Below are 20,298 nucleotides of genomic sequence, written 5' to 3' on the forward strand. Positions count from 1 at the left end.
CCCCGGGGAGCCCTCCGCGGCCCCGGGCGCGGCCACGGCAGCACCGGGGCTGGACGAGAACAGGCCCCCCGATCACCCGGAGTTGACCACGTCCGGCCCTTCCCCGTGCTAGTTCTGTTTCCAGGGATGCGCCACCGCCCGGGCCACGGCCCCGGCGTCGGAGCGCACAGGTCGTACGGCGCGCGGGGCGAGAGCACGGCGCGCCCGGGAGACACCGTTTCGAGGAGGACGTCCATGCCGAACCTGTTCAGCGCGTCGGACCGCGCAAGGGTCGCCCGGAGCGTGGCGGACGCCCACGGCGTGGACTACCCGGAGGCGATGCGCATGGTGCAGGACGCGCTCTCGGGCCGGGGGGACCCGGAGCACGACCGGCTGGTGGCGCCCTTCCTGTGGGGGCTGCTCGGACCGGCGGCGGAGAGGCTCCACCGGACCCGCGTGGACGCGCAGGAGGCGCTGGCGGCCTCGGCGGCCGTGCCCCGGGAGGTCGCCCTGTCACGGTGGGCGGGGGCGGTGTTCGGCGAGCACCCGGACCTGGCGCGCCTGGACCGGCAGCTGGAGCACTTCTACGGCGACGCCTGAGGACGGGACGGCCGCACGAGGTCGCCGGCCCGGTGTCAGGGGAACGGAACGCCGTGGAGTTCGTCCAGGCGGCGCAGCCGGGCGCGCAGCTCACGTGCCGGCCGGTTCCGCATGGCGTGGACCAGGAGGTCGAGAAACTCCTTGGCCATCATCGGGCTGCCGCAGCACTCCCAGCAGCAGTACCACGAGCCGGGATAGAGGTGGTCGTCCCAGGGAGGGCGCCGGGGATCCCGGGCGTACCTCTCCCACTTGGGGAATGCCTCGCCGATGATGCCCGGCCACAACTGCGGGTGGCGGTGTTCGACCCGCCGGATCTCGGCCATCGTCTTGGACGACAGGCCGTCGATCCCCGACCGCTTCTTCTGTCCTGGACGCGCACGGGGATGGTTCTCGGCGCGCAGGCTCCCCGGCCGTCTACGCGGCACGGGCCTTTCTGTCGTTGAACATGCGACGCATCATGCCACAACGCCTGCGACGCGGCCAGGCCGGATCTGCGGGTCCTGTACGGCCGGGACCACAGGACCCCGTCGAAGTGACGGGAAGAATCCTGCCAGGACAGGCAGGGCCCTCCCCCACCAGAAGCGAGGTCAGTCCCCGGAGGAGGACGCGTCCATCATCTCGATACCGATGGCGACCACACCCAGGGCCTCACGATCCGGCGGGTAGATCTCCCGGATGTTGCGGAGTTGGTCCTCACGGGTGGCGGTCGGGTCGACCGAGGAGACCGGTTCGTGGTCGAACATCTCCTCGAAGTCGGTGTACCGGGCCAGGCGGGTGATGCGGGCCAGGACCTCCGCCTCGCGGCACCGGAACCGCTCTTCCTGACGGACAACCTGCTACGGCAGAGCCATGTCCGGATCAAAGAAGCCCGAAGGCCCCGACCATTTCCAGGCCAGGGCCTTTATTGCAAGGTTGTCCGCTCTGCCTCAGGCTCACATCAACAGCTGGCCCCGGAGTTTGGGCTAAATCCAGAACCCGGTGCAGCGGGTGTCACTCCGGTTGTGCGCCTTTCCGCAGGCTGCGTAGTAGACACTGGGGTACACGGATGGGGTGGCGACTCCAGTTGCCCCGGCGGGGATGCTCCTCTGGTGAAGCCGTGTGCTGGAGTGCTCCGTGCGCAACCACACCAGGTCTCCAGGGCTCCCATAGCGGATCCCAGCGTGCAGAGTCGGATTGCTGCCGGGATTGACAGTGCGCCACAGACTGATCCTCCGCCCGTGAAGCGTGACAGAACCCATCTCCCAGGTTGCCGCAGCGCCGACCTCCCCCTGGGTGCTGCTGGTGACGCGCACTCCCTCCGTGCTCTCAGCAGCAGCCGGTCCCGCCATCGCCAGCCCACCGCTCAACAACACCCCGGTCGCGGCGAGGGTCGCCAATGTCTTCTTGATCGCGCCCATGAGTCTCCTCGAAGAGAACCTTCGCGCCAAGTAGCGCGTTGGAAGGATCCTTACAAAGTCGACTTTGGCTCGGTGTCCTCTGTCGGTCCGCTGAATCGGGCCACATGGAGGACTTCCTGTCGCCCCACTGTCCGACGTAAGGCCACCAGTTTCCGTCCAGCGTGCGGGAACCGGACACAGCCGAAACGCCAGGTAGCGACAATGCGGTCGATCATCGACCCAGTTCAGACCCGCCCGGCAGGAAGCATCCACCCCGTGATGCGTCCCCGACTGCCGGGCGCCCAACATCCCGCCCTGCTCCGCGCCCCTGAGGGGGAGGCGCGTCGAGCGGGGCGGGCGACTACTTCCCCGCCGGGTCCCGCTTCTTGCCGACCGACGGGTCCATGATCAGCGCACCGAAGGCCAGCACGGCGCCCGGGACAATCGACCCCCACACAAGCAGAGTTCGGTTCGACCAAGCGGCCGCACACTCCGGGCCTCCGAGGTAGCTGCTCTCGCGATCGAACACCTTCCCGCACTCGCCTATGAACAGGGGCCCGGACTGGCCGGGGTCGATGGGCTCGATGGGTAGGAGCCCCGCGACGACACCGGTCACCACGAGGGCGACGCCGACCAGGATGAACAGCTTCGTGGAGTGCCGCATGGCGGCCCTCACCGGTAGTAGGTCTTCGTGACGCGCCTCTTCGGCACGATCACCCGGAAGATCCACCACGGGATCCAGATCATCAGCCACATGCCGCAGGAGAAGATCGTCAGCAGCAGGTGCGTCGAGTTCGCCAGCCCGCCGAGCCCGCGCCGCTTCTCCACGCTCTTGGAGTACCGGGGCATCGGCGGAGGCGGAGGAAGCTGCTGAGGCGGCGGATAGTACGGCTGTTGGTGGTGCGGCTGCTGATAATGGCCATAGGGGTCCTGGCCCGGGAGCGGGGGGTACGACACAGGCGTCTCCGAAGGCAGCGCAGGGATATGCCGCCACAGTAGACGGGCGCCAAAACCCCCTCAGGACGTTTGGCCACAGGCGGCCACCAGGGCGACCGCCCATCACCTGGGGCGTCTGGAGGTGCCCGTTGTCCGGAGGGTGGAGAGGCAGCACCCGCAGGGCCGAACTGCCCTCCGACTGGTACAGCCGCGGGCGCCCGCGCATCCTGCGCCGCGACCGCCATGTCTGCCAGTGGCGAATGGCTGTCGGGGAATCTGCGGTGAGCCCGCAAACCAGGTCGACCACATCGGCGACTGCCACGACCACCGCTACGAGAACCTCCAAGCGCTGCGCGAAAGACACCACAAGCACAAGAGCGCGGCCAAGGGCAACGTCTCCCATCGGCCGCTCCCGAACCACTTCCGCAGGCCTGAACGCCACCCCGAAACCTCATAGTCAGCTGAACTGGCAAAACAGGTGATACCCCCTCTCCCGCACCACGGTGTGGGCCCCGCCCTGTGGGGATCCAGGTGGAGCCCACGCGTGTGCTGGATCCGGGTGCGGCACGGGGTGCGAAGACAGGCGTCGCGGGCCGGAAGACCCCTCCCCCGACCCGCGACGCGTCCTGCCCGCCGCCCCTATTCCCGGGTGGTGCCCAAGGCCATGTAGTCGTACATCGAGTAGCCCGCGTGGTAGTAGACGTTGGTCAGGTGCGGCGGCCGGTACAGGACGGTCCGCTCGAACACGGCCGGGACGATCACGGCCTGCTGCATGGCCCGCTCGTCGATCCGCGTGTAGATCGACGCGCGCTCCTCCTGGTCGTCGACGGTGACCACCTCGTCGAACCAGTCGTTGATCCGGCTGTCGTCCAGCTCCGCGATGTTGGTGTTGCCCGCGTCCTGGATGGCGTCGCCGTCCAGCACCTTGCTCATGAACCCGTAGCCGCTGGGCCAGTCCGGCGCCCACCCGTACACGGTCAGGCCGAGGTCGTTCTCGTGCACGAAGTCCGGGGACCCGGCCTGGGTGTTGGTGTAGCTGTCCGACGGGTACTGCTTGATCTCCACGTCGATGCCCACACGGGCCAGGGCCTGCTGGAGGGCCTCGGCCGTGCTCACGTCGGTGGGACGGTCCGCGCGGGCGCCGATCGCCGTGGAGAACCCGTCGGGCTCACCGCACTCCTCCAGCTTCTCGCGGGCCTTGTCCAGGTCCCCCTTGTTGTCCTGGGAGGGGTACAGGTCGATGCTCGGATCGGCGCCCGGGAGCGCGGCGGGCATCAGCTGCGTCGCGATGTCGCCGCCGGTGTCGCCGCCCCACGCCCGCTGGAGGGCGTCGCGGTCCGCGGCGAACATGACCGCCTCCCGGCAGGCGGGGTCGTCCAGGGGCTCGATGACGGTGTTGATGTTGACGTAGCGCAGCGTGTTGGTCTGCGGGTTGTCGACGCTGTGCCGCTGGTTGTCGTCGGTGATCAGCGTGCCCTTCATGGCAGGGCCCACCCCCGCGCCGGCGAGGTCGACGTCGACCTCGCCGTTGACCAGGCGCTGGTCGATCTCGTTCTGGTCGACCCCGAGCTGGACCTCGATCCGGTCGGGCAGGGCCTTGCGGGTGGGGTCCGTGGCCGCGTCCCACTGGTCGTTGCGCACCAGGTTCAGGGAGACGCCGGGCCGGTAGTCGCCGTCGAACTTGTAGGGCCCGGACGACATGACGTGGCTCTGGTACTGCTCGCCCCGGTCGGCCTCGGCCGGGACCGGAGCCGTCTGGGGCTGCACCAGGACGTACGGGAACTCGGAGAAGCTCGTGTTCAGGTGGAAGACGAGGGTGTGGTCGTCCGGGGTCTCGATGCCGTCGAACCCGGCCAGGGGGTCGGCCTCGTCCGCGTAGGGCCCCTCGTAGTCGTCGCTGTCGGCCAGCAGCTCCTGGAAGTACTTGGGCCCGTTGGGCAGCGCCTGGTCGCCGAAGTTGCTGCGCGCGATGGCGTACTTGACGTCCTCGGCGGTGATCTCGGACCCGTCCTCGTATTTGAGGCCGGGCTTGAGCTCGACGGTCCACTCGGTGGAGTCCTCGTTGCCCTGCGGCATCCCCTCCGCCAGGTCGGGCTGGAGCTCGGTACCGCCCTCCCCCGGCGCCTCGGTGTAGGTGAGCAGGGTGCGCGCGTAGTAGCGGGTGAAGTTCCAGCTGAACGCGTAGTAGGTGTTGCCGGGGTCGGGCGAGTCGAAGTCCGAGGAGATGGCGTACCTCAGGGTGCCGCCGGTCTGGTCGGAGGGGTTGACGATCTCCGTCTCCCCCTGGTTGAACTCCGCGTCGACCGCGCCTTCCCCACCTCCGCCGCGGCCGTCCCCGCAGGCGCTCAGCAGCAGTGCCACGGCCGCCGCCGCGGCCGTGCACGCGGTGGCCAGGCCGCTCCCGCGGCGCCGCCTGGACGGCCCCGCGTGTGTGAAGTGATGGGTACTCACCTTGCCTCCTGGTCGGATTCGATGGTGGGACCGCGCCCCGCACGGTCCGGTGAACGGTCCGGCCCGGGCCGGACCCGGTGCGTCAGTCGGAGGAGCGGGGGTCGAACGCGTCGCGCAACCCGTCCCCGAAGAGGTTGAAGGCCAGGACGGTGACGAAGATGGCCAGGCCCGGGATGATCACGAAGTGCGGCGAGGTCGTGTAGAAGCGCAGGGCGCCCTCCAGCATCCCGCCCCAGGTGGCGGTGGGCGGGTTGATGCCCACCCCCAGGAAGCTCAGGGCCGCCTCGAAGAGGATGTTCGTGGGGATGAGCAGGGTGGAGTAGACGAGGATCGGCGTGACCAGGTTGGGCAGGATCTCGCGGAAGACGATGTGCGCGCTGCCCGCGCCGAGGCTGCGCGAGGCCTCCACGAACTCGCGCTCCTTGAGGGTGAGGGTCTGTCCGCGCACGATGCGGCCGATGTAGGGCCAGTTGAAGAACCCGATGATGAACACCAGCACGCCGATGCGCAGGTTGTTGCCGGAGAGGCCGAAGGCGCCGTCGGGGATGACCCCGACGAGGGCGATGGCGAACAGCAGCAGCGGGAAGGCCAGGAAGATGTCCATGGCCCGGCTGATGACGGTGTCGATCCAGCCGCCGAAGTACCCGGCCACGATGCCGAGGACGGTGCCGATGAGGACGCACACCACGGTGGCGACGGTGGCGACCAGCAGGGAGGTGCGCGCGCCGTAGACGATGCGGCTGAACAGGTCGCGTCCGTTGACGGGTTCGACGCCCAGGAGGTGCTGGGCGCTGATGCCGCCCCACGGGTCGAGCCCCTGGGCGGGGTCGTCGGGGTCGCGCAGGACCCCGCCGGTGAGCGGGTCGACCAGGTCCTGGTCGAACTGGTTGGGCGGGTGGCCGAACCAGGCGGTGAGGAGGGGCGCGAACAGGGCCACGAGGATGAGGAGGACGACGATGATCCCGCCGGCCATGCCGACCTTGTCCCTGCGGAACCTCTGCCAGGCGATCTGGCGCAGGGACCTGTTCGCCGCGTTCGCCGCGCCCGCGATCACCGCCTCGGGGTCGGCGTGTCGGGACGACTCGGGCACGTCCATCGGCGCGGTCATGTGGCCCTGCCCCCGTCATTACTTTGAGTAGTTTATCGACTACGCAAAGATTGCACGACTGACATGGGCGTTTCCAGCGTCCGCGCCGGTCGCCGACCGGCATGTCCAGCGCAGGACAGAAGGCGACAAACCGCAATGAAGCGGGGCGTCGATCCACTCCGGAGGCATGGCCCGCCCCCGGCTCGGGAGAACGCAGGCGCGACAGCGTGTCCCCGGTCGCCCACCCGGGGCTCGCCCCGGGCTCAGGGGAACGCAGAAGTCCTCCACGCCCGCCCGGCCCGCGCGTGGACCGGCCTCCGGTGCGGTAGGACCACGGAATGAGCAGAGAACGGCCGGCCCCCGTCCCCACGGTCATCGACCTCTCCCGCCGCCTGTTCCCCGAGGCCCTGGCGGTGGTCCTCGGCGGCAGCTCGGCCGCCGGGCGCCTCACCCCGACCTCCGACCTGGACGTGGTCGTGGTGACCCCGCCCAGGCCCGCCCCCTACCGCAGCTCCCTGCACTGGCTCGGCTGGCCGGTCGAGGTCCTGGTCCACGACCCGCAGACCCTGGCCGCCTACTGCGAGGACAACCTGGCCCGGCGCTGGCCGGGGATCCCGCGCCTGCTCGCGGAGGGGGTGGTGGTGACCGACACGGGCGGCCTCGGCGCCGGGTTCCGGGAGCGGATGCGGGCCCGGCTGGCGGCCGGTCCCGCGCCCCTGTCCCCGGCGGAACTCGACGAGCACCGCTTCGTCCTCACCGACCTGCTCGACGACCTCTCCGGGGCGACCGACCCCGGGGAGAGGGCCTTCGTCGCCTGGCGGGCGCTGACCGAGGCCTCACGGCTGGCCCTGGCCGCCGCGCGCCACTGGCAGGGATCCGGCAAGTGGCTGCTGCGCGAGCTCCGCGACCTGGACCCCGGCCTGGCCGACCGGGTCGTGCGGGCCATGGGCGAACCGGATCGGGCACACGGGGTCGTCCGCGAGGTGCTCGACCGCACCGGAGGGCCGCTGTGGGCGGGCCACACCGTGGTGTGCCCCCGCCGGCCGGGGCGGTGAACCCGGGGAGGTCGGTACTCCTTGTGTTCGGGTTCCTTGTCGAACTCGAAAACCCTCACCTTTATGTCGTAGATTCGTCTGTTTTTCCCGTTTCGCGCCGGTCGCTTCCTCCGCCGCTTTCTCGTACCTCCAGCGCGTTCGGGCGTCGAAGCCGCCCAGAAGTACACGTTCCACCGGCCCACCACAGCGGTGGCGGGGAGGGTTCCGACGGGAACCCCCTCCCACCACACCGGCGACGTGCACGGCCCGGACCTAGGACCCGGCCTGCGCCTCCGCGGCGCCGCCGTCGACCAGCCGCAGCTCGTCCCAGGACCAGTTGCGGCGCAGCCAGCGGTCGTGCGAGGCCACCACCACGGCCCCCGGCGCCGTGCCCAGCGCCTCCTCCAGCTCCTCCGCCAGGGACAGCGACAGGTGGTTGGTCGGCTCGTCCAGCAACAGCACGTCCGGGGAGTGGCCGACCAGCATCGCGAGCGCGAGCCGTCGGCGCTGCCCCACGCTCAGCTCCCCCACCGGCCGGTCCAGGTCGCGCGGCGCCACCAGGCCCAGGTCCGTCAGGCGCGGAGCGTCGGACAGCGACGCGTTCAACCCGTCGTAGAGCCCGCGCGGGGTCCGCTGCGGGTCGCGGAACACCACGTCCTGCTCCAGCAGCGCCACCGACACGCCCCTCCGCCACAGCACCTCACCGGACTCCGGCCGCAGCCGGCGCCCCAGGGCGTACAGCAGTGTGGACTTGCCTGCCCCGTTCGGGCCCGTCACCAGGAGCCGGCCGTCCGAAGGCACGTCCAGGCGGTCCAGGCGCAACCGCCCCGGCACCACCGCGTTCCGCAGCGTGATCGCGTTCGCGCCGGCCTCCCCGGGGTCACGGGTCAGTGCGGCGCCGAACACCAGCGGCCTCGGCGGCCTGCGCACCTGGTCGCGCTCCAGGTCCTCCAGACGCCCCCGCGCGTTGCGCACGCGGCGCGACACCTGCTTGTCCACGCGCCCGCCCGAGTAGTCGTACGCCATCTTGGCGTTGTCCCGGGGCGCCCGGTCCGGCGCGACCTGCCGCGACGTGGTGCGCACCGCCTCGCGCAGCCCCTTCAGGTCGTTCTGCTCCCGCTGGTAGCGCTGCTCCCAGCGCTCCCGCTCCACCCTCTTCTCCTCCAGGTAGAACGAGTACGCGCCGCCGTAGTACACAGGCCCCTCCACGGCCGGGTCCAGGTCCAGCAGACCCGTGCAGACCGCGTCCAGGAACACCCGGTCGTGGCTGGCCAGCACCACCACCCCCGGCAGCCCTCTCAGGTACCCCTCCAGGAACTCCAGCGCCCGGTCGTCCAGGTGGTTGGTCGGCTCGTCCAGCAGCAGGGCGCGCGGACGGCGGACCAGCAGCGCGGCCAGGCCCAGGCGGCCTCGCTGACCGCCCGACAGCCGTCCCACCGGACGGCCCGGGGAGACCCCGTCCAGTCCGAGCCCGGCCACCACCAGTTCCGCGCGGCGGTCGGCATCCCACACCTCCCCGCGCTCGGCGTCGGCCAGCGCCTCCGCGTACGCCGCCAGCAGCCCCGCGTCCTCGGGGGCGCCGTCGAGAGCGGCCGCGGTCTGCGTGAGCCGCCGCTCCACACGCCTGGCGGGCGTCAGGGCCTCCTCCAGGACCTGGGCCAGTGTCGTCTCCGGCCCATAGGGAAGTTCCTGGTACAGGAACCCGGTGTCGGCGGGTCGTTCCACCCTGCCGGCGTCGGGCTCCTCCTCCCCCGACAGCAGGCGCAGCAGGGTGGACTTGCCCGCGCCGTTCTCGCCCACGAGCCCCAGCCTCTGGCCCGGGGCGGCGTCGAGGCCGACACCGTCGAGCACCACGCGGTCGCCGTAGACGCGGGCCAGGTCGCGGGCGCGCAGCAGCGGTGGACCGCCCGTGCCGGGAGCCGCCGGGAGGGGCGGCCTCGGGGCCTTCGCCGACGCGGCCGGTGCGGATGTGGATTCACGGGTCACGGAGTGGGACCGCCCTTCGTCTGGGGGCGGGCCTCGACGCCTGACCGGTGCCGTCCCCTCCCGGTGCGCCTCGAAGGCGGATCCGTGGAGCGGCCCGGGACGACGGACAGGGGTCCGTCGCCGACATCGAGACCGCACCACGGGTCCGCGGGTCCGGGGGACGCCGCGAACGGGAAACAGGGAACGTGGGTCCGCCGTGCGGGACAGCGGGCTCGAGCCCTGGACGGGCGAGCCCCGCGCACGCGGCGGATCGGTCTCGATGTCAGTTCAGCATGTCCCCGCCAGGCTAACCGGACCGGCGCGGAACGCGCAAAGGGTTTTCCGGCGCGGCGCGGCCCCGTCCCCGCGCGGGAGGGCTGGGGCCCTCCCGCAGGCGGAGACAGGATCCGCTCCCCGGGGCCTACCTGCCGCGCAGGGACCGGTAGCGCTCCACCAGGGACGCGGTGGAGGCGTCGAGGCCGGGCACGTCGGCGCCCTCGCTCAACGCGGGTTCGACCCGCTTGGCCAGGACCTTGCCGAGCTGCACGCCCCACTGGTCGAAGGAGTTGATGTTCCAGACCGCCCCCTGCACGAACACCTTGTGCTCGTAGAGGGCGACGAGCTGGCCCAGGACGGACGGGCTGAGCCGGTCGGCCAGGATCGTCGTGGTGGGGCGGTTGCCCTCGAAGGTGCGGTGCGGGACCAGCTCAGCGGCGACGCCCTCCTCGGCGACCTCCTCGGCCGTCCTGCCGAAGGCCAGCGCCTGCCCCTGCGCGAACAGGTTGGCCATGAGCAGGTCGTGCTGGGGCGCCAGGGACTCGGGCAGGTCGGGGGCCGGGTTGGCGAATCCGATGAGGTCCGCCGGCACGAACCGGGTCCCCTGGTGCAGGAGCTGGAAGTAGGCGTGCTGGCCGTTGGTGCCGGGGGTGCCCCACACGACGGGGCCGGTCTGCCAGGCGACGGGGCGCCCGTCCCGCTGCACGGACTTGCCGTTGGACTCCATGTCGAGCTGCTGGAGGTAGGCGGTGAACTTGGACATGTGGTGGCTGTAGGGCAGGACCGCGTGGCTCTGCGCGTCGTGGAAGCCGCCGTACCAGACGCCCAGCAGCCCGAGCAGGAACGGCAGGTTGCGCTCCACCGGGGCGGTCGCGAAGTGGGTGTCCATCAGGTGGAACCCGGAGAGCATCTCCTGGAACCGCTCGCGCCCCAGGGCCACCATCAGGGACAGGCCGATGGCCGAGTCGTAGGAGTAGCGGCCCCCCACCCAGTCCCAGAACTCGAACATGTTGCGTGTGTCGATGCCGAAGGCCTCGACCTCGGGGGCGTTGGTGGACACCGCGACGAAGTGCTTGGCGATCGCGTCCCCGCCGGGCTTCTCCCCCAGCCCGTCCAGCAGCCAGCCGCGCGCCGCGGTGGCGTTGGCGATGGTCTCGACGGTGGTGAAGGTCTTGGACGCGACCACGAACAGCGTGGTGGCCGGGTCCGCGTCGATCAGCGCCTCGTGCAGGTCGGTGCCGTCCACGTTGGACACGAAACGGAACTCCAGGCCCCGGTCGGTGTAGGGGCGCAGCGCCTCGTAGGCCATGGCGGGGCCCAGGTCCGAGCCGCCGATGCCGATGTTGACGATCCGGCGCACGGGCAGGCCGGTGTGGCCGCGCCACTCGCGCGAGCGGACGCGGTCGGCGAAGGCGCCCATGCGCTCCAGGACCCGGTGCACGTCCGGCACCACGTCGTGGCCGTCGTCCTCGATGACCGCCCCGCGGGGCGCGCGCAGGGCCGTGTGCAGGACGGCGCGGCCCTCGGTGACGTTGATGTGGTCGCCGCGCAGCATGGCGTCGCGCAGGTCGGCGACGCGGGTGGCGGCGGCCAGTGCGCCGAGGAGGCCGAGGGTCTCGTCGGTGACCAGGTTCTTGGAGTAGTCGACGTGCAGGTCGCCGACGTCGAGCGTGTACCTTTCGGCCCGGGAGGGGTCGTCGGCGAACAGCTCGCGCAGGTGGGCGGGGCCGAGCCGCGCGCGGTGCTCTCCCAGCGCGGTCCACTCCCCCCTGCGGTCCAGGGGGAGGCCCGGGGCGGCCCCCTCTCCGGTGTCCCCGGTGCGAGGGAGGGGTGTGCTGGCAGACATCCGGTCGCTCCTCGTCGTCCGTGCGGTCAGGTGCGGGCGGCGGCGCACGGATGCCGGGTCCGCGTGCCGCTCCCACCGTGCGGCTGTGCCGCCGAACCGTCCGAAGGCGTCCGGCGCACAGCCCTAGCCTGCCACGAACACCACCGCTTCCGGGGCTTTCCACAGCCCCGGCCGGAAGACGGCGCGCCGCGGGGACCGGCCCCCGCGGGCGGTCACACCTCCTGGCGCTCCCGGCGCAGCTCGGCCACCTCGGCGCGCAGCATCCGGAGCTCCGCCATGATCATCGCGTGTCCCGGGTCGGGGCCGCCGTCGTCCGGGTCGGGCACCGCGCGGCCGCCCCGCCCGTCCCCGGGGCCGTCCCCGCTCTCCTCGCCGTCGTCCTTCTCCAGCGCCTCCACGGCGACGGCGATGAACAGGTTCAGGGCGACGAGGGTGGACACCAGGACGAAGACCACGAAGAACACCCAGGCCATCGGCGTGTGCTCCATCACGTCCTTGGCGATGGTGCCCCAGCCGTCGGCGGTGGCGATCTGGAAGAGGGTGAACAGCGAGGTGGGGAGGTCCCGGAAGTACTCCGGGGAGTCGTCCGCGAAGAGCCGCGTGGCCATGACCGCCGACACGTAGAGCAGCAGCATCACCAGGAAGAGGATGGACATCATGCCGGGCAGGGCCCGGAACAGGCCGGACACGACGTGCCGCAGGGACGGGATCACCGAGAGCAGCCGCAGCACCCTGAGGACGCGCAGCACCCGGAGCACGGAGAACGGCCCGGAGGTGGGCAGCAGGGCGATCCCGACGATCACCATGTCGAACCAGCTCCAGGGGTCGCGGAAGAACTCCGCCCGGTGGGCGTAGACCCGCAGCCCCAGTTCGAGGACGAACAGGGCGAGGATCACGATGTCGATACCGCGGAGGAGTTCGCCGTGGGCCGCCATCGCCCGGGGGGAGGTCTCCACGCCGAGGATGACGGCGTTGATCAGGATGAGGGTGACGACACTCGCCTGGAACCAGGAGGCGTCGACGATCGTTCGGACCCGGTCGCGCACGGTCACGGGAGAGGGGACTCCGTTCGTCATCTCGGACAACAGCGCCAAATCCTACCGTCCGTGACCACGCGGCGTTCCGGCCCTGGTGACCGCTTCGTCCCCGCCGGGTCCCCGGTCCGCACGCCCCTCTGGCATCCCCTGCCCTGACCAGGCATGATCAGGGGTAGGGACCACGAGAGCGAGGGGGACGCCGGTGACAGGACGACCCGACGGGTCCGGCGTGGGGCCCTTCGACCCCGCGCCCGGACACGAGAGCGACATCGACGACGTGGACGCGGACATGGACGTGGGCGCGGCGGACCAGGACACGGCGGTGGCCGAGTACCTGTCGGACCACCCGCACGGCCTCCGGATCGAGGAGCTCGAGGACCACGACGCCCTCGGCATCGGCGCGGAACTGCGCCAGGAGGTCCCCGAGCAGGCCCCCGAACCGGCGGAGGAGCGGGACCGGGCGCCGGACGGGGAGGACCTGACGCGCGTGCTCGGGGCGGAGGAGTTCGCGGACGGGATCCGCGACGGGGACGGCTGAGCCCCCGGCGCCGGCGGTGGTCCCCTCACCGTCCCGGCGCCCGCGTTCGGGTTCCGGCCCCGTCCCCCTGCGCGAGGTCGGCCCGGAGCCAGCGCTCCACCCGCAGGACGTGCACGGTCGCGGCGGCCCTGGCCGCGTCGGGGTCGCGCGCGACCAGGGCCTCGTGGATGCGCTCGTGGTCCTCGTGGAGCGCGGCGCTCAGACCGGCCTCACGGTGCCCGGCCCACACGCGGGCGTTGAAGGTGCGGGAGGACAGGCCCTCCCCGATCGCCGCCAGCGTGGCGTTGCCGGTGCTGGCCACGATGGCCTGGTGGAAGCCGAGGTCCGCGCCGGCCGTGTCGAGCACGCCCCCGTCGGGGGACTCCCGGCGGGGACGTGTGCCGCCCTCCGGTGCCGCGCCCCCCGGAGCCCCCGCGCAGTCCATGGCGTCGGAGCCGTCCATGCGCTCCAGCAGCGCGCCGATGCGTTCCAGGTCGCGCGCGTCGGCCCGCGCCGCCGCCAGGGCCGTGGCGGCGGGTTCGAGCATCCGGCGCACCTGGAGGACCTCCAGGAGGGTCTGCCCCTGGGACACCTCGGCGAGCACCGAGAAGGTCTCCAGCAGGTCCGCGGGGCGCAGCGCCGTGACGTAGACACCCGCCCCGTGGCGGGCCTCCAGGACACCGAGCGTGGTGAGGGCGCGGATGGCCTCGCGCATGGAACTGCGGGAGACCCCGAGCTGGACCGCCAGGTCGCGTTCGGTGGGCAGGCGCTCGCCGGGGCCGACCTCGCCCCCCGCGATCATCGCCTTGATCCGCTCGACGGCCCTCTGGGTGACGGGCGTGCGCTCTCCGCCGGGATCGTGGGGCACGGGTCTCTCCAAGTCGTCGGGCCGTGGCGCACCGCCCTCGCGGGGCGCCCCTCGCTGTGTTCCGGGCGGCGTCCGGGTCCGGTCCGGACTCCGAGAGGCTGCTGCACCGTTCCCTTTGACGGGCGATTCATCATACCAATTTTCTGATACATCATTGCTCTCCGCCGAAAAACCAGCTTATTTCCTCGGCTTGCCTCTCCCCACGACAGAGTGGTCCGACCATTAGGCGCTCGTCGGAACGGAGCAGTGAGTCCTGTCGCGGCCGGGGCACCGGGGCGGATACCGTGCTCCCCGCCGGGGCGAACCTCGGGCACCGGGCCGCGGGGCGCCGCCGCGGGCGCCGGGCCGGGCTCTCCTGGAACGACGGCCGGGGACCCGTCCAGCGACGCGGTACATCCGGCGGACTCCCCCGCGACGTGCGAACCGGGTTCCGCGAAACCCCTCACACGACGGATCCGGATCTGCTCAACTGGGAGCAGTTGTCGCCAAGGATGCTTGGAGCCGACCGTGATCCCTCACCTGTGCCGGGTGCGCGCCGCTCGTACCGCCGATGATGCGGCCCGGCGCACCCATGGCCCGGCCCGCCGCCCGGACGAGAGCGGCGACGGTCCCACGGCGGGCCCGCGCAGGCCCGCGTCGAGAACGTGGGCCGGCTCCCTCCTGCGGACCCCGCACCGGGAGACGGTCCTGCCGTCCTGAGACGGCCCCGGTCCACCTGCCCCCGAGCCCCGGGCCCGCCCGTCGCCACGGGTGGTGACACACCGTGTCCGACCCGACGGCCTGCCCGCGGACCCCCGCGGCAGGCGTCCGCGGGCTCCCCCGCCGCCACCGGGCCGGCCCCCGTGCCGGACGCCGGCCCCGGGACCTCCGTCCGCCGGACCCCGGGCGGCGGACAGAGCCGGGCGGCACACCGCCGAGGCCCCGCACGAGGAGTGCCGGGGCGGCCCCACGGGACTCCCCCTCTCACCGTTGAACCCGCACCGACGAAGGCAACCGAAAGGGAGATCTGCAATGAGCGACCTGGTACTGCTGTCCGGCGGCATGGACTCCGCCACCGCCCTGGCCCTCTCCGCCCAGGAGGGACGCGCCGGCGCGGTCCTCAACATCAACTACTCCCAGCGCAACGCGGCCGAGATCCAGTCGGCGAGGAGCCTGGCCGAGCACTACGGCGTGGACTACCACTTCATCGACCTCTCCTCCTGGGGGGCCAAGCTCCGCTCCTCCTTCACCGACCCCACCATCGACGTGCCGAGCGGCCCCTACTCCAACGGCGTGTACGGGGACGGCGGCGCCGACTCCACCGGCGTCACCGTGGTGCCGTCCAGGAACGGCACGTTCGTCTTCGCGGCCCTGGGCATCGCGCAGACCCTGGGGCACGACCGCGTCGTCACCGCGGTCCACGCCGACGACCACGACGTCTACCCCGACACCAGGCCGGAGTTCATCGCCGCGGTCAACACGGCCGCGCTGCTGTCCACCAGCGGCACCGTCACCGTCCACACCCCCTTCTCCCGCACGAGCAAGGCGGGCATCGGGAAGATCGGCCGGAGCCTGGGGGTGCCGTACGAGCTGACGTGGTCGTGCTACTCCGCCGGCCCCTCGCACTGCGGCACCTGCGGGACGTGCATCCTGCGCCACGACGCCCTGACCGCCGGGGGCCACACCGACCCGACCGTGTACGCCGTGGTCCCGGAGCTGGTGTAGCCCGTACGCGCCGCGGTCCGCACCCGTGGCCCGCCGGGGCCGCCCGGCCCCTCCCCCGGAAGGGGCCGGGCGCGGGCCCTCCCGGCCGGACCGGCGGGGCCCGGGAAGCACCGGTGGCCCGGAACGGATCCGCCCGGCCCCGACACGTGCCCCAGGCCACATAACCGAAAAGTGATCGTACCAATCCCGCCCGAGGCTCTCCCTCAACACCGACAAACCCCCCTGTTCTTGCCGCTCTTCCTCCAATGTGCAAAAGTGGTCGGACCACTGGAAGGCTCGTGGCGAGCGGGACGCCGACCCCTGGGGGACGGCTCGAGGGAGGCCCATGCGGATCGCACTCTTCATCACCTGTGTCAACGACACACTCTTCCCCGACACCGGGCGGGCGGTGGTGCGGCTCCTGGAGCGGCTGGGCCACGAGGTCGTCTTCCCGGAGGACCAGACGTGCTGCGGCCAGATGCACTACAACACGGGGTACCGCAGACCGGCGACACGGCTGGCCGTGCGCTTCGTCAAGACCTTCGAGGGCGCCGACGCCGTCGTCGTCCCCTCCGGCTCCTGCGCGGCGATGATCCGCGACAACTACCCGCGCCTGGGCGCGGGCGGCAGCCGCCTGTCCCGCAAGGTGGCCGGCCTCGCCCCGCGCGTGTACGACCTCACCGAGTTCCTGGTGGACGTGCTCGGGGTGACCGACGTGGGCGCCTACTACCCGCACAAGGTCGCCTACCACCCGACCTGCCACGGGCTGCGCATGCTCGGCCTGGGCGACCGCCCCTACCGGCTCCTGCGCGCCGTGCGCGGCCTGGAGCTGGTGGAGCTGGAGGGCGCCACCGAGTGCTGCGGCTTCGGCGGCACGTTCGCGGTCAAGAACGGCGACGTCTCCTCCGCCATGGGCGCAGACAAGGCACGGCACGCCGTCGAGACCGGCGCCGAGGTCCTGTGCGCGGTGGACAACTCCTGCCTGATGCACATCGGCGGCATCCTGTCCCGGCAGCGGTCGGGCATGCGGGTGGCGCACATCGCCGAGATCCTGGCCAGTACCGAGAAGGGCGGCTCGGCCGGGCCCGCCCCCGACCACGCACCCGCCGCGAAGGAGGCCGCCACCCGATGAGCGCCACGTTCCTGGGCATACCGCCCTTCCCCGAGGCCGCGAGAGCGGCCGTCGACGACTCCCGGACCCGCCACAACCTGCGCAGGGCGACGCACACGATCCGCGACAAGCGCGCGTCCGTGGTCGACGAGCTGCACGACGACTGGCAGCTGCTGCGCGCGGAGGGCGCGGCGGTCAAGGAGCACACGCTCCGCCACCTGGACCGCTACCTGGAGCAGTTGGAGGAGTCGGTGACCCGCGCGGGCGGCCGGGTGCACTGGGCCGCCGACGCCGAGGAGGCCAACGCGATCGTCACCCGGCTGGTGAAGGCCACCGGCGAGACGGACGTGGTCAAGGTCAAGTCGATGGCCACCCAGGAGATCGAGCTCAACAACGCGCTGGCCGAGGCGGGGATCACCGCCTACGAGACGGACCTCGCGGAGCTGATCGTGCAGCTGGGCGACGACCTCCCGTCGCACATCCTGGTGCCCGCCATCCACCTGGGGCGCGCCCAGATCCGGGAGATCTTCCTGGACCAGATGGCGGAGTGGGGTACCCCGGCCCCGCCCGGGCTGACCGACGACCCGCGCGCCCTGGCGGAGGCGGCCCGGCTGCACCTGCGCGAGCGCTTCCTGCGCACCAGGACCGCGATCTCGGGCGCCAACTTCGCGGTGGCCGACTCCGGAACGCTGGTGGTGCTGGAGTCGGAGGGCAACGGGCGCATGTGCCTGACCCTCCCCCAGACCCTCATCTCCGTGGTGGGCATCGAGAAGATCGTGCCGACCTGGTCGGACCTGGAGGTGTTCATGCAGCTCCTGCCGCGCTCGTCCACCGGCGAGCGGATGAACCCCTACACCTCGACCTGGACCGGGGTGACCCCGGGCGACGGCCCCCAGGAGTTCCACCTGGTGCTGCTGGACAACGGCCGCACGGACGTGCTGGCCGACACGGTGGGCCGCCAGGCCCTGCGCTGCATCCGCTGCTCCGCGTGCCTGAACACCTGCCCGGTGTACGAGCGCACGGGGGGCCACGCCTACGGGTCGGTGTACCCGGGGCCGATCGGCGCGATCCTCACGCCGCAGCTGCGCGGGATGTCCTCGGCGGTGGACGAGGCGCTGCCGTACGCGTCGTCGCTGTGCGGCGCCTGCTACGAGGTCTGCCCGGTGGCGATCGACATCCCGGAGGTGCTGGTGCACCTGCGCGAGGAGGTCTCCGCGGGCAAGGGCCACCTGGGCGAGAAGGCGTTGATGGCGGGCGCCGAGGCGGTCTTCTCGTCCTCGCGCGCCCTGGGGGCCGCCCAGCGCGCGGCGGGGCTGGGCCGCAGCCTGGTGCCGGGACACCTGCCGGGCACGGCCGGGGAGTGGACGGACACCCGGGACGTCCCGGACGTCCCCGCGGAGTCCTTCCGCTCGTGGTGGGACAAGCGTGGGAAGGGGCAGCGGTGAGCGCATCGCGGACGGGACGGACCCCGGGACGGGGAGGGGCCGCCGGAGGCGGGCCGCGGGGCCCCGTTCCGAGCAGCAGGGAGCGGATCCTCGGCCGGGTCAGGGCGGCGCTCGCCGACGTGCCCCCCGACGAGCCCGCGGTGCGGGCGCCGGGGCGCGGCTTCGCGGACAGCCACGCCGCGGGCCCGACCCTGGACGTGTTCGAGGACCGGTTGCTCGACTACAAGGCGCAGGTGCGCCGGGTCCCCGCCGACCGGGTGGCGGCGGAGGTGGCGGCGGCCCTGGACCGTCGCGGAGCACAGCGGGTGGTGGCCCCGCCGGGGGTGCCGGACGCGTGGTTCGACGGGGCCGCGGCCGAGCGGCTGCCCGACTCCCGGGAGGAGCCCCTGTCCGTGGGGGACCTGAACGGGGTGGACGGCGTGGTCACGGGGTGCTCCGTGGCGATCGCGGAGACCGGCACCATCGTCCTGGACGGGAGCCCCGACCAGGGACGGCGCGCGATCACCCTGGTGCCCGACTACCACCTGTGCGTGGTGCGCGCCGAGCAGGTAGTGGACGGCGTCCCGCAGGCCGTGCGGCTGCTGGACCCGGCCCGGCCGCTCACGTGGATCAGCGGCCCCTCGGCCACCAGCGACATCGAGCTCAACAGGGTGGAGGGGGTGCACGGCCCGCGCACCCTGGAGGTGCTGCTGGTCGAGGCCGCGCCCTGACCCGGTACGGCCGGCGGGGGTGGGGCCTGCCCCACCCCCGCCGGTCGTGCGGGCCCCCGGGGGAGGGGACGGCCCGCCGTATGGTCCGGCGGACCGGGGCTTCCTAGGGTCGGAGACGACAAGGACCCCACCGAACGACGGGACGCGCATGCCCCACGTACGACGCAACGCCGACCCCCTCCCCCGCGCCGCCCGCGCGCGGCGACGGAAATCCCCCTCCCGCCTGCGCACCGGGGCGGTGCTCGCCGCGGCCCTGGTCCTGGCCTCGCCGGCGGGCGCGCTCGCCGGCCCGGCGTCCCCACCCGCCCCGGCGGAGGCTCCGCGCGCCTCCCTCCCGGCCCCCACAGGGGAACGCCCGGTCGGCCGCACGACCCTGCACCTGGTGGACGAGGGCCGCGAGGACATGTGGGTCGGCGGTCCCCGCGAGCTGATGGCGACCCTGTGGTACCCGGCCCGGTCGGACGCGGGACGGCGCGCGCCCTACATGACCGAGGCCGAGTCGGCGGCGACGCTCGAAGCGCGCGGGGTGACCGGCCTGCCCGCGGACACCCTGCACCGGGTGCGCACCCACTCCCGTCTCGACGTCGCCCCCGCCCGCACGGGGGACGGCCTGCCCCTGGTCGTCCTGTCCCCCGGCGCGGGGCACAACAGGATCTGGTTCTCCTCCCTCGCCGAGGAGCTGGCCAGCCACGGGTTCGTCGTGGCCGCCGTCGACCACGCCCACGAGTCCGCTCCCGTCGAGTACCCACACGGGCTGGTGACCGGTTGTGCCGGGTGCGGCAGCGGGGAGTGGGCCCGGGGCGCGGTCAACCGCGCCGGGGACGTCTCCTTCCTCCTCGACCGGCTCACCGGCCCCGACCCGGCCTGGCGGTGGTCGCACGTGATCGACGCCTCCCGGATCGGGATGGCGGGGCACTCCTGGGGCGGCTCGGCCACCGCCGAGACCCTGCGCCTGGAGGAGAGGGTGGACGCCGGGATCAACCTGGACGGCCCCTACTACGCCACGGCGCTGGAGGAGGACCTGGACAAGCCCCTGGCCCTGCTCGGGAACGACCGGGGCATCGTCTGGGAGGGCCACGAGGAGATGTGGCCGCGCCTGACGGGGTGGCGCCAGTGGATCAGGGTCACCGGCTCCGGGCACTCCAACGGCATCGACCAGGGACTGGTCACCGAGCAGCTGGGGCTCCGCGACATGTATCCGGCCGAGGAGTGGCGCAACCTGTACGGCGACATCCCGGTCGGACACGGCCTGGACCTCGTGCGCGCCTACGGCCTGGCGTTCTTCGACCACCACCTGCGCGGGGGCGACCAGCCCCTCCTGGACGATCCGGAGCGCGTCCACCCGGAGCTGGTCGTGGTGGATCCCGGGTAGCCGCG

The 20,298-nt window shown here is 72.4% G+C and carries 19 protein-coding genes; 9 read left to right on the plus strand and 10 right to left on the minus strand.

The window, feature by feature from the left end:
- Positions 1-234 precede the first annotated feature (234 nt).
- On the plus strand, positions 235-579 hold the full coding sequence (locus ACFQBR_RS06875; protein WP_344183084.1) for a hypothetical protein: 345 nt from the start codon (positions 235-237) through the stop codon (positions 577-579).
- 35 nt (positions 580-614) lie between these two features.
- Here ACFQBR_RS06875 and ACFQBR_RS06880 read toward each other — a convergent pair whose 3' ends face one another.
- Positions 615-1,004 carry a hypothetical protein gene (locus ACFQBR_RS06880; protein ID WP_344183086.1) on the minus strand — a complete coding sequence of 130 codons (390 nt, stop codon included), beginning with the start codon at positions 1,002-1,004 and terminating at the stop codon, positions 615-617.
- Positions 1,005-1,166: 162 nt separating this feature from the next.
- Positions 1,167-1,322 carry a hypothetical protein gene (locus ACFQBR_RS06885; RefSeq protein ID WP_344183088.1) on the minus strand — a complete coding sequence of 52 codons (156 nt, stop codon included), beginning with the start codon at positions 1,320-1,322 and terminating at the stop codon, positions 1,167-1,169.
- Between the two features lie 556 nt (positions 1,323-1,878).
- On the opposite strand from ACFQBR_RS06885, the gene ACFQBR_RS06890 reads away from it, so the two are divergent.
- Positions 1,879-2,010, plus strand: a complete 132-nt coding sequence (locus tag ACFQBR_RS06890) for a hypothetical protein (protein WP_378552463.1) — start codon at positions 1,879-1,881, stop codon at positions 2,008-2,010.
- Positions 2,011-2,316: 306 nt separating this feature from the next.
- Here the strand turns inward: ACFQBR_RS06890 and ACFQBR_RS06895 are convergent, their stop codons facing one another.
- The 4 genes from ACFQBR_RS06895 to ACFQBR_RS06910 all read right to left on the minus strand — a co-directional run bounded on the left by ACFQBR_RS06895 (position 2,317) and on the right by ACFQBR_RS06910 (position 6,450).
- The gene (locus tag ACFQBR_RS06895; protein WP_344183092.1) at positions 2,317-2,619 is read right to left on the minus strand and encodes a hypothetical protein; all 303 of its coding nucleotides are present in this window, start codon (positions 2,617-2,619) and stop codon (positions 2,317-2,319) included.
- An 8-nt stretch (positions 2,620-2,627) separates the two neighbouring features.
- On the minus strand, positions 2,628-2,804 hold the full coding sequence (locus ACFQBR_RS06900; RefSeq protein WP_344183094.1) for a hypothetical protein: 177 nt from the start codon (positions 2,802-2,804) through the stop codon (positions 2,628-2,630).
- 726 nt (positions 2,805-3,530) lie between these two features.
- Entirely contained in the window at positions 3,531-5,342 is a 1,812-nt protein-coding gene (locus tag ACFQBR_RS06905) for an ABC transporter substrate-binding protein (protein WP_344183096.1), read from the minus strand.
- An 82-nt stretch (positions 5,343-5,424) separates the two neighbouring features.
- On the minus strand, positions 5,425-6,450 hold the full coding sequence (locus tag ACFQBR_RS06910; RefSeq protein ID WP_344183098.1) for an ABC transporter permease: 1,026 nt from the start codon (positions 6,448-6,450) through the stop codon (positions 5,425-5,427).
- A 317-nt stretch (positions 6,451-6,767) separates the two neighbouring features.
- On the opposite strand from ACFQBR_RS06910, the gene ACFQBR_RS06915 reads away from it, so the two are divergent.
- Entirely contained in the window at positions 6,768-7,484 is a 717-nt protein-coding gene (locus ACFQBR_RS06915) for a nucleotidyltransferase domain-containing protein (protein ID WP_344183100.1), read from the plus strand.
- 252 nt (positions 7,485-7,736) lie between these two features.
- Here the strand turns inward: ACFQBR_RS06915 and ACFQBR_RS06920 are convergent, their stop codons facing one another.
- The 3 genes from ACFQBR_RS06920 to ACFQBR_RS06930 all read right to left on the minus strand — a co-directional run bounded on the left by ACFQBR_RS06920 (position 7,737) and on the right by ACFQBR_RS06930 (position 12,602).
- Positions 7,737-9,359, minus strand: a complete 1,623-nt coding sequence (locus ACFQBR_RS06920) for an ABC-F family ATP-binding cassette domain-containing protein (RefSeq protein ID WP_344183125.1) — start codon at positions 9,357-9,359, stop codon at positions 7,737-7,739.
- Positions 9,360-9,849: 490 nt separating this feature from the next.
- On the minus strand, positions 9,850-11,550 hold the full coding sequence (pgi, locus tag ACFQBR_RS06925; RefSeq protein WP_344183101.1) for a glucose-6-phosphate isomerase: 1,701 nt from the start codon (positions 11,548-11,550) through the stop codon (positions 9,850-9,852).
- A 212-nt stretch (positions 11,551-11,762) separates the two neighbouring features.
- Complete coding sequence (locus ACFQBR_RS06930; protein WP_344183127.1) at positions 11,763-12,602, minus strand: ion transporter; 840 nt, start codon at positions 12,600-12,602, stop codon at positions 11,763-11,765.
- Between the two features lie 274 nt (positions 12,603-12,876).
- On the opposite strand from ACFQBR_RS06930, the gene ACFQBR_RS06935 reads away from it, so the two are divergent.
- On the plus strand, positions 12,877-13,125 hold the full coding sequence (locus tag ACFQBR_RS06935; RefSeq protein WP_344183129.1) for a hypothetical protein: 249 nt from the start codon (positions 12,877-12,879) through the stop codon (positions 13,123-13,125).
- A gap of 25 nt (positions 13,126-13,150) precedes the next feature.
- Here ACFQBR_RS06935 and ACFQBR_RS06940 read toward each other — a convergent pair whose 3' ends face one another.
- A complete protein-coding gene (locus ACFQBR_RS06940; protein WP_267950341.1) occupies positions 13,151-13,906 on the minus strand; it encodes a FadR/GntR family transcriptional regulator in 756 nt (251 codons plus the stop codon).
- A 1,077-nt stretch (positions 13,907-14,983) separates the two neighbouring features.
- Here ACFQBR_RS06940 and ACFQBR_RS06945 point away from each other — a divergent pair.
- From ACFQBR_RS06945 to ACFQBR_RS06965, 5 genes are all read left to right on the plus strand, one after another.
- The gene (locus tag ACFQBR_RS06945; protein ID WP_267949414.1) at positions 14,984-15,676 is read left to right on the plus strand and encodes a 7-cyano-7-deazaguanine synthase; all 693 of its coding nucleotides are present in this window, start codon (positions 14,984-14,986) and stop codon (positions 15,674-15,676) included.
- 325 nt (positions 15,677-16,001) lie between these two features.
- Positions 16,002-16,787 (plus strand): (Fe-S)-binding protein, encoded by a 786-nt coding sequence (locus ACFQBR_RS06950; protein WP_330157022.1) that lies wholly within the window; start codon positions 16,002-16,004, stop codon positions 16,785-16,787.
- Positions 16,784-18,211 (plus strand): lactate utilization protein B, encoded by a 1,428-nt coding sequence (locus ACFQBR_RS06955; protein WP_344183103.1) that lies wholly within the window; start codon positions 16,784-16,786, stop codon positions 18,209-18,211. The genes ACFQBR_RS06950 and ACFQBR_RS06955 overlap by 4 nt, the downstream gene beginning before the upstream one ends.
- Positions 18,212-18,297: 86 nt before the next feature.
- A complete protein-coding gene (locus ACFQBR_RS06960) occupies positions 18,298-18,921 on the plus strand; it encodes a LutC/YkgG family protein (RefSeq protein WP_344183131.1) in 624 nt (207 codons plus the stop codon).
- Positions 18,922-19,069: 148 nt separating this feature from the next.
- Entirely contained in the window at positions 19,070-20,293 is a 1,224-nt protein-coding gene (locus tag ACFQBR_RS06965) for an alpha/beta hydrolase family protein (RefSeq protein ID WP_344183105.1), read from the plus strand.
- Positions 20,294-20,298: the final 5 nt, after the last annotated feature.

This window comes from Nocardiopsis tropica (assembly GCF_042660575.1).
Lineage (GTDB): Bacteria > Actinomycetota > Actinomycetes > Streptosporangiales > Streptosporangiaceae > Nocardiopsis > Nocardiopsis tropica.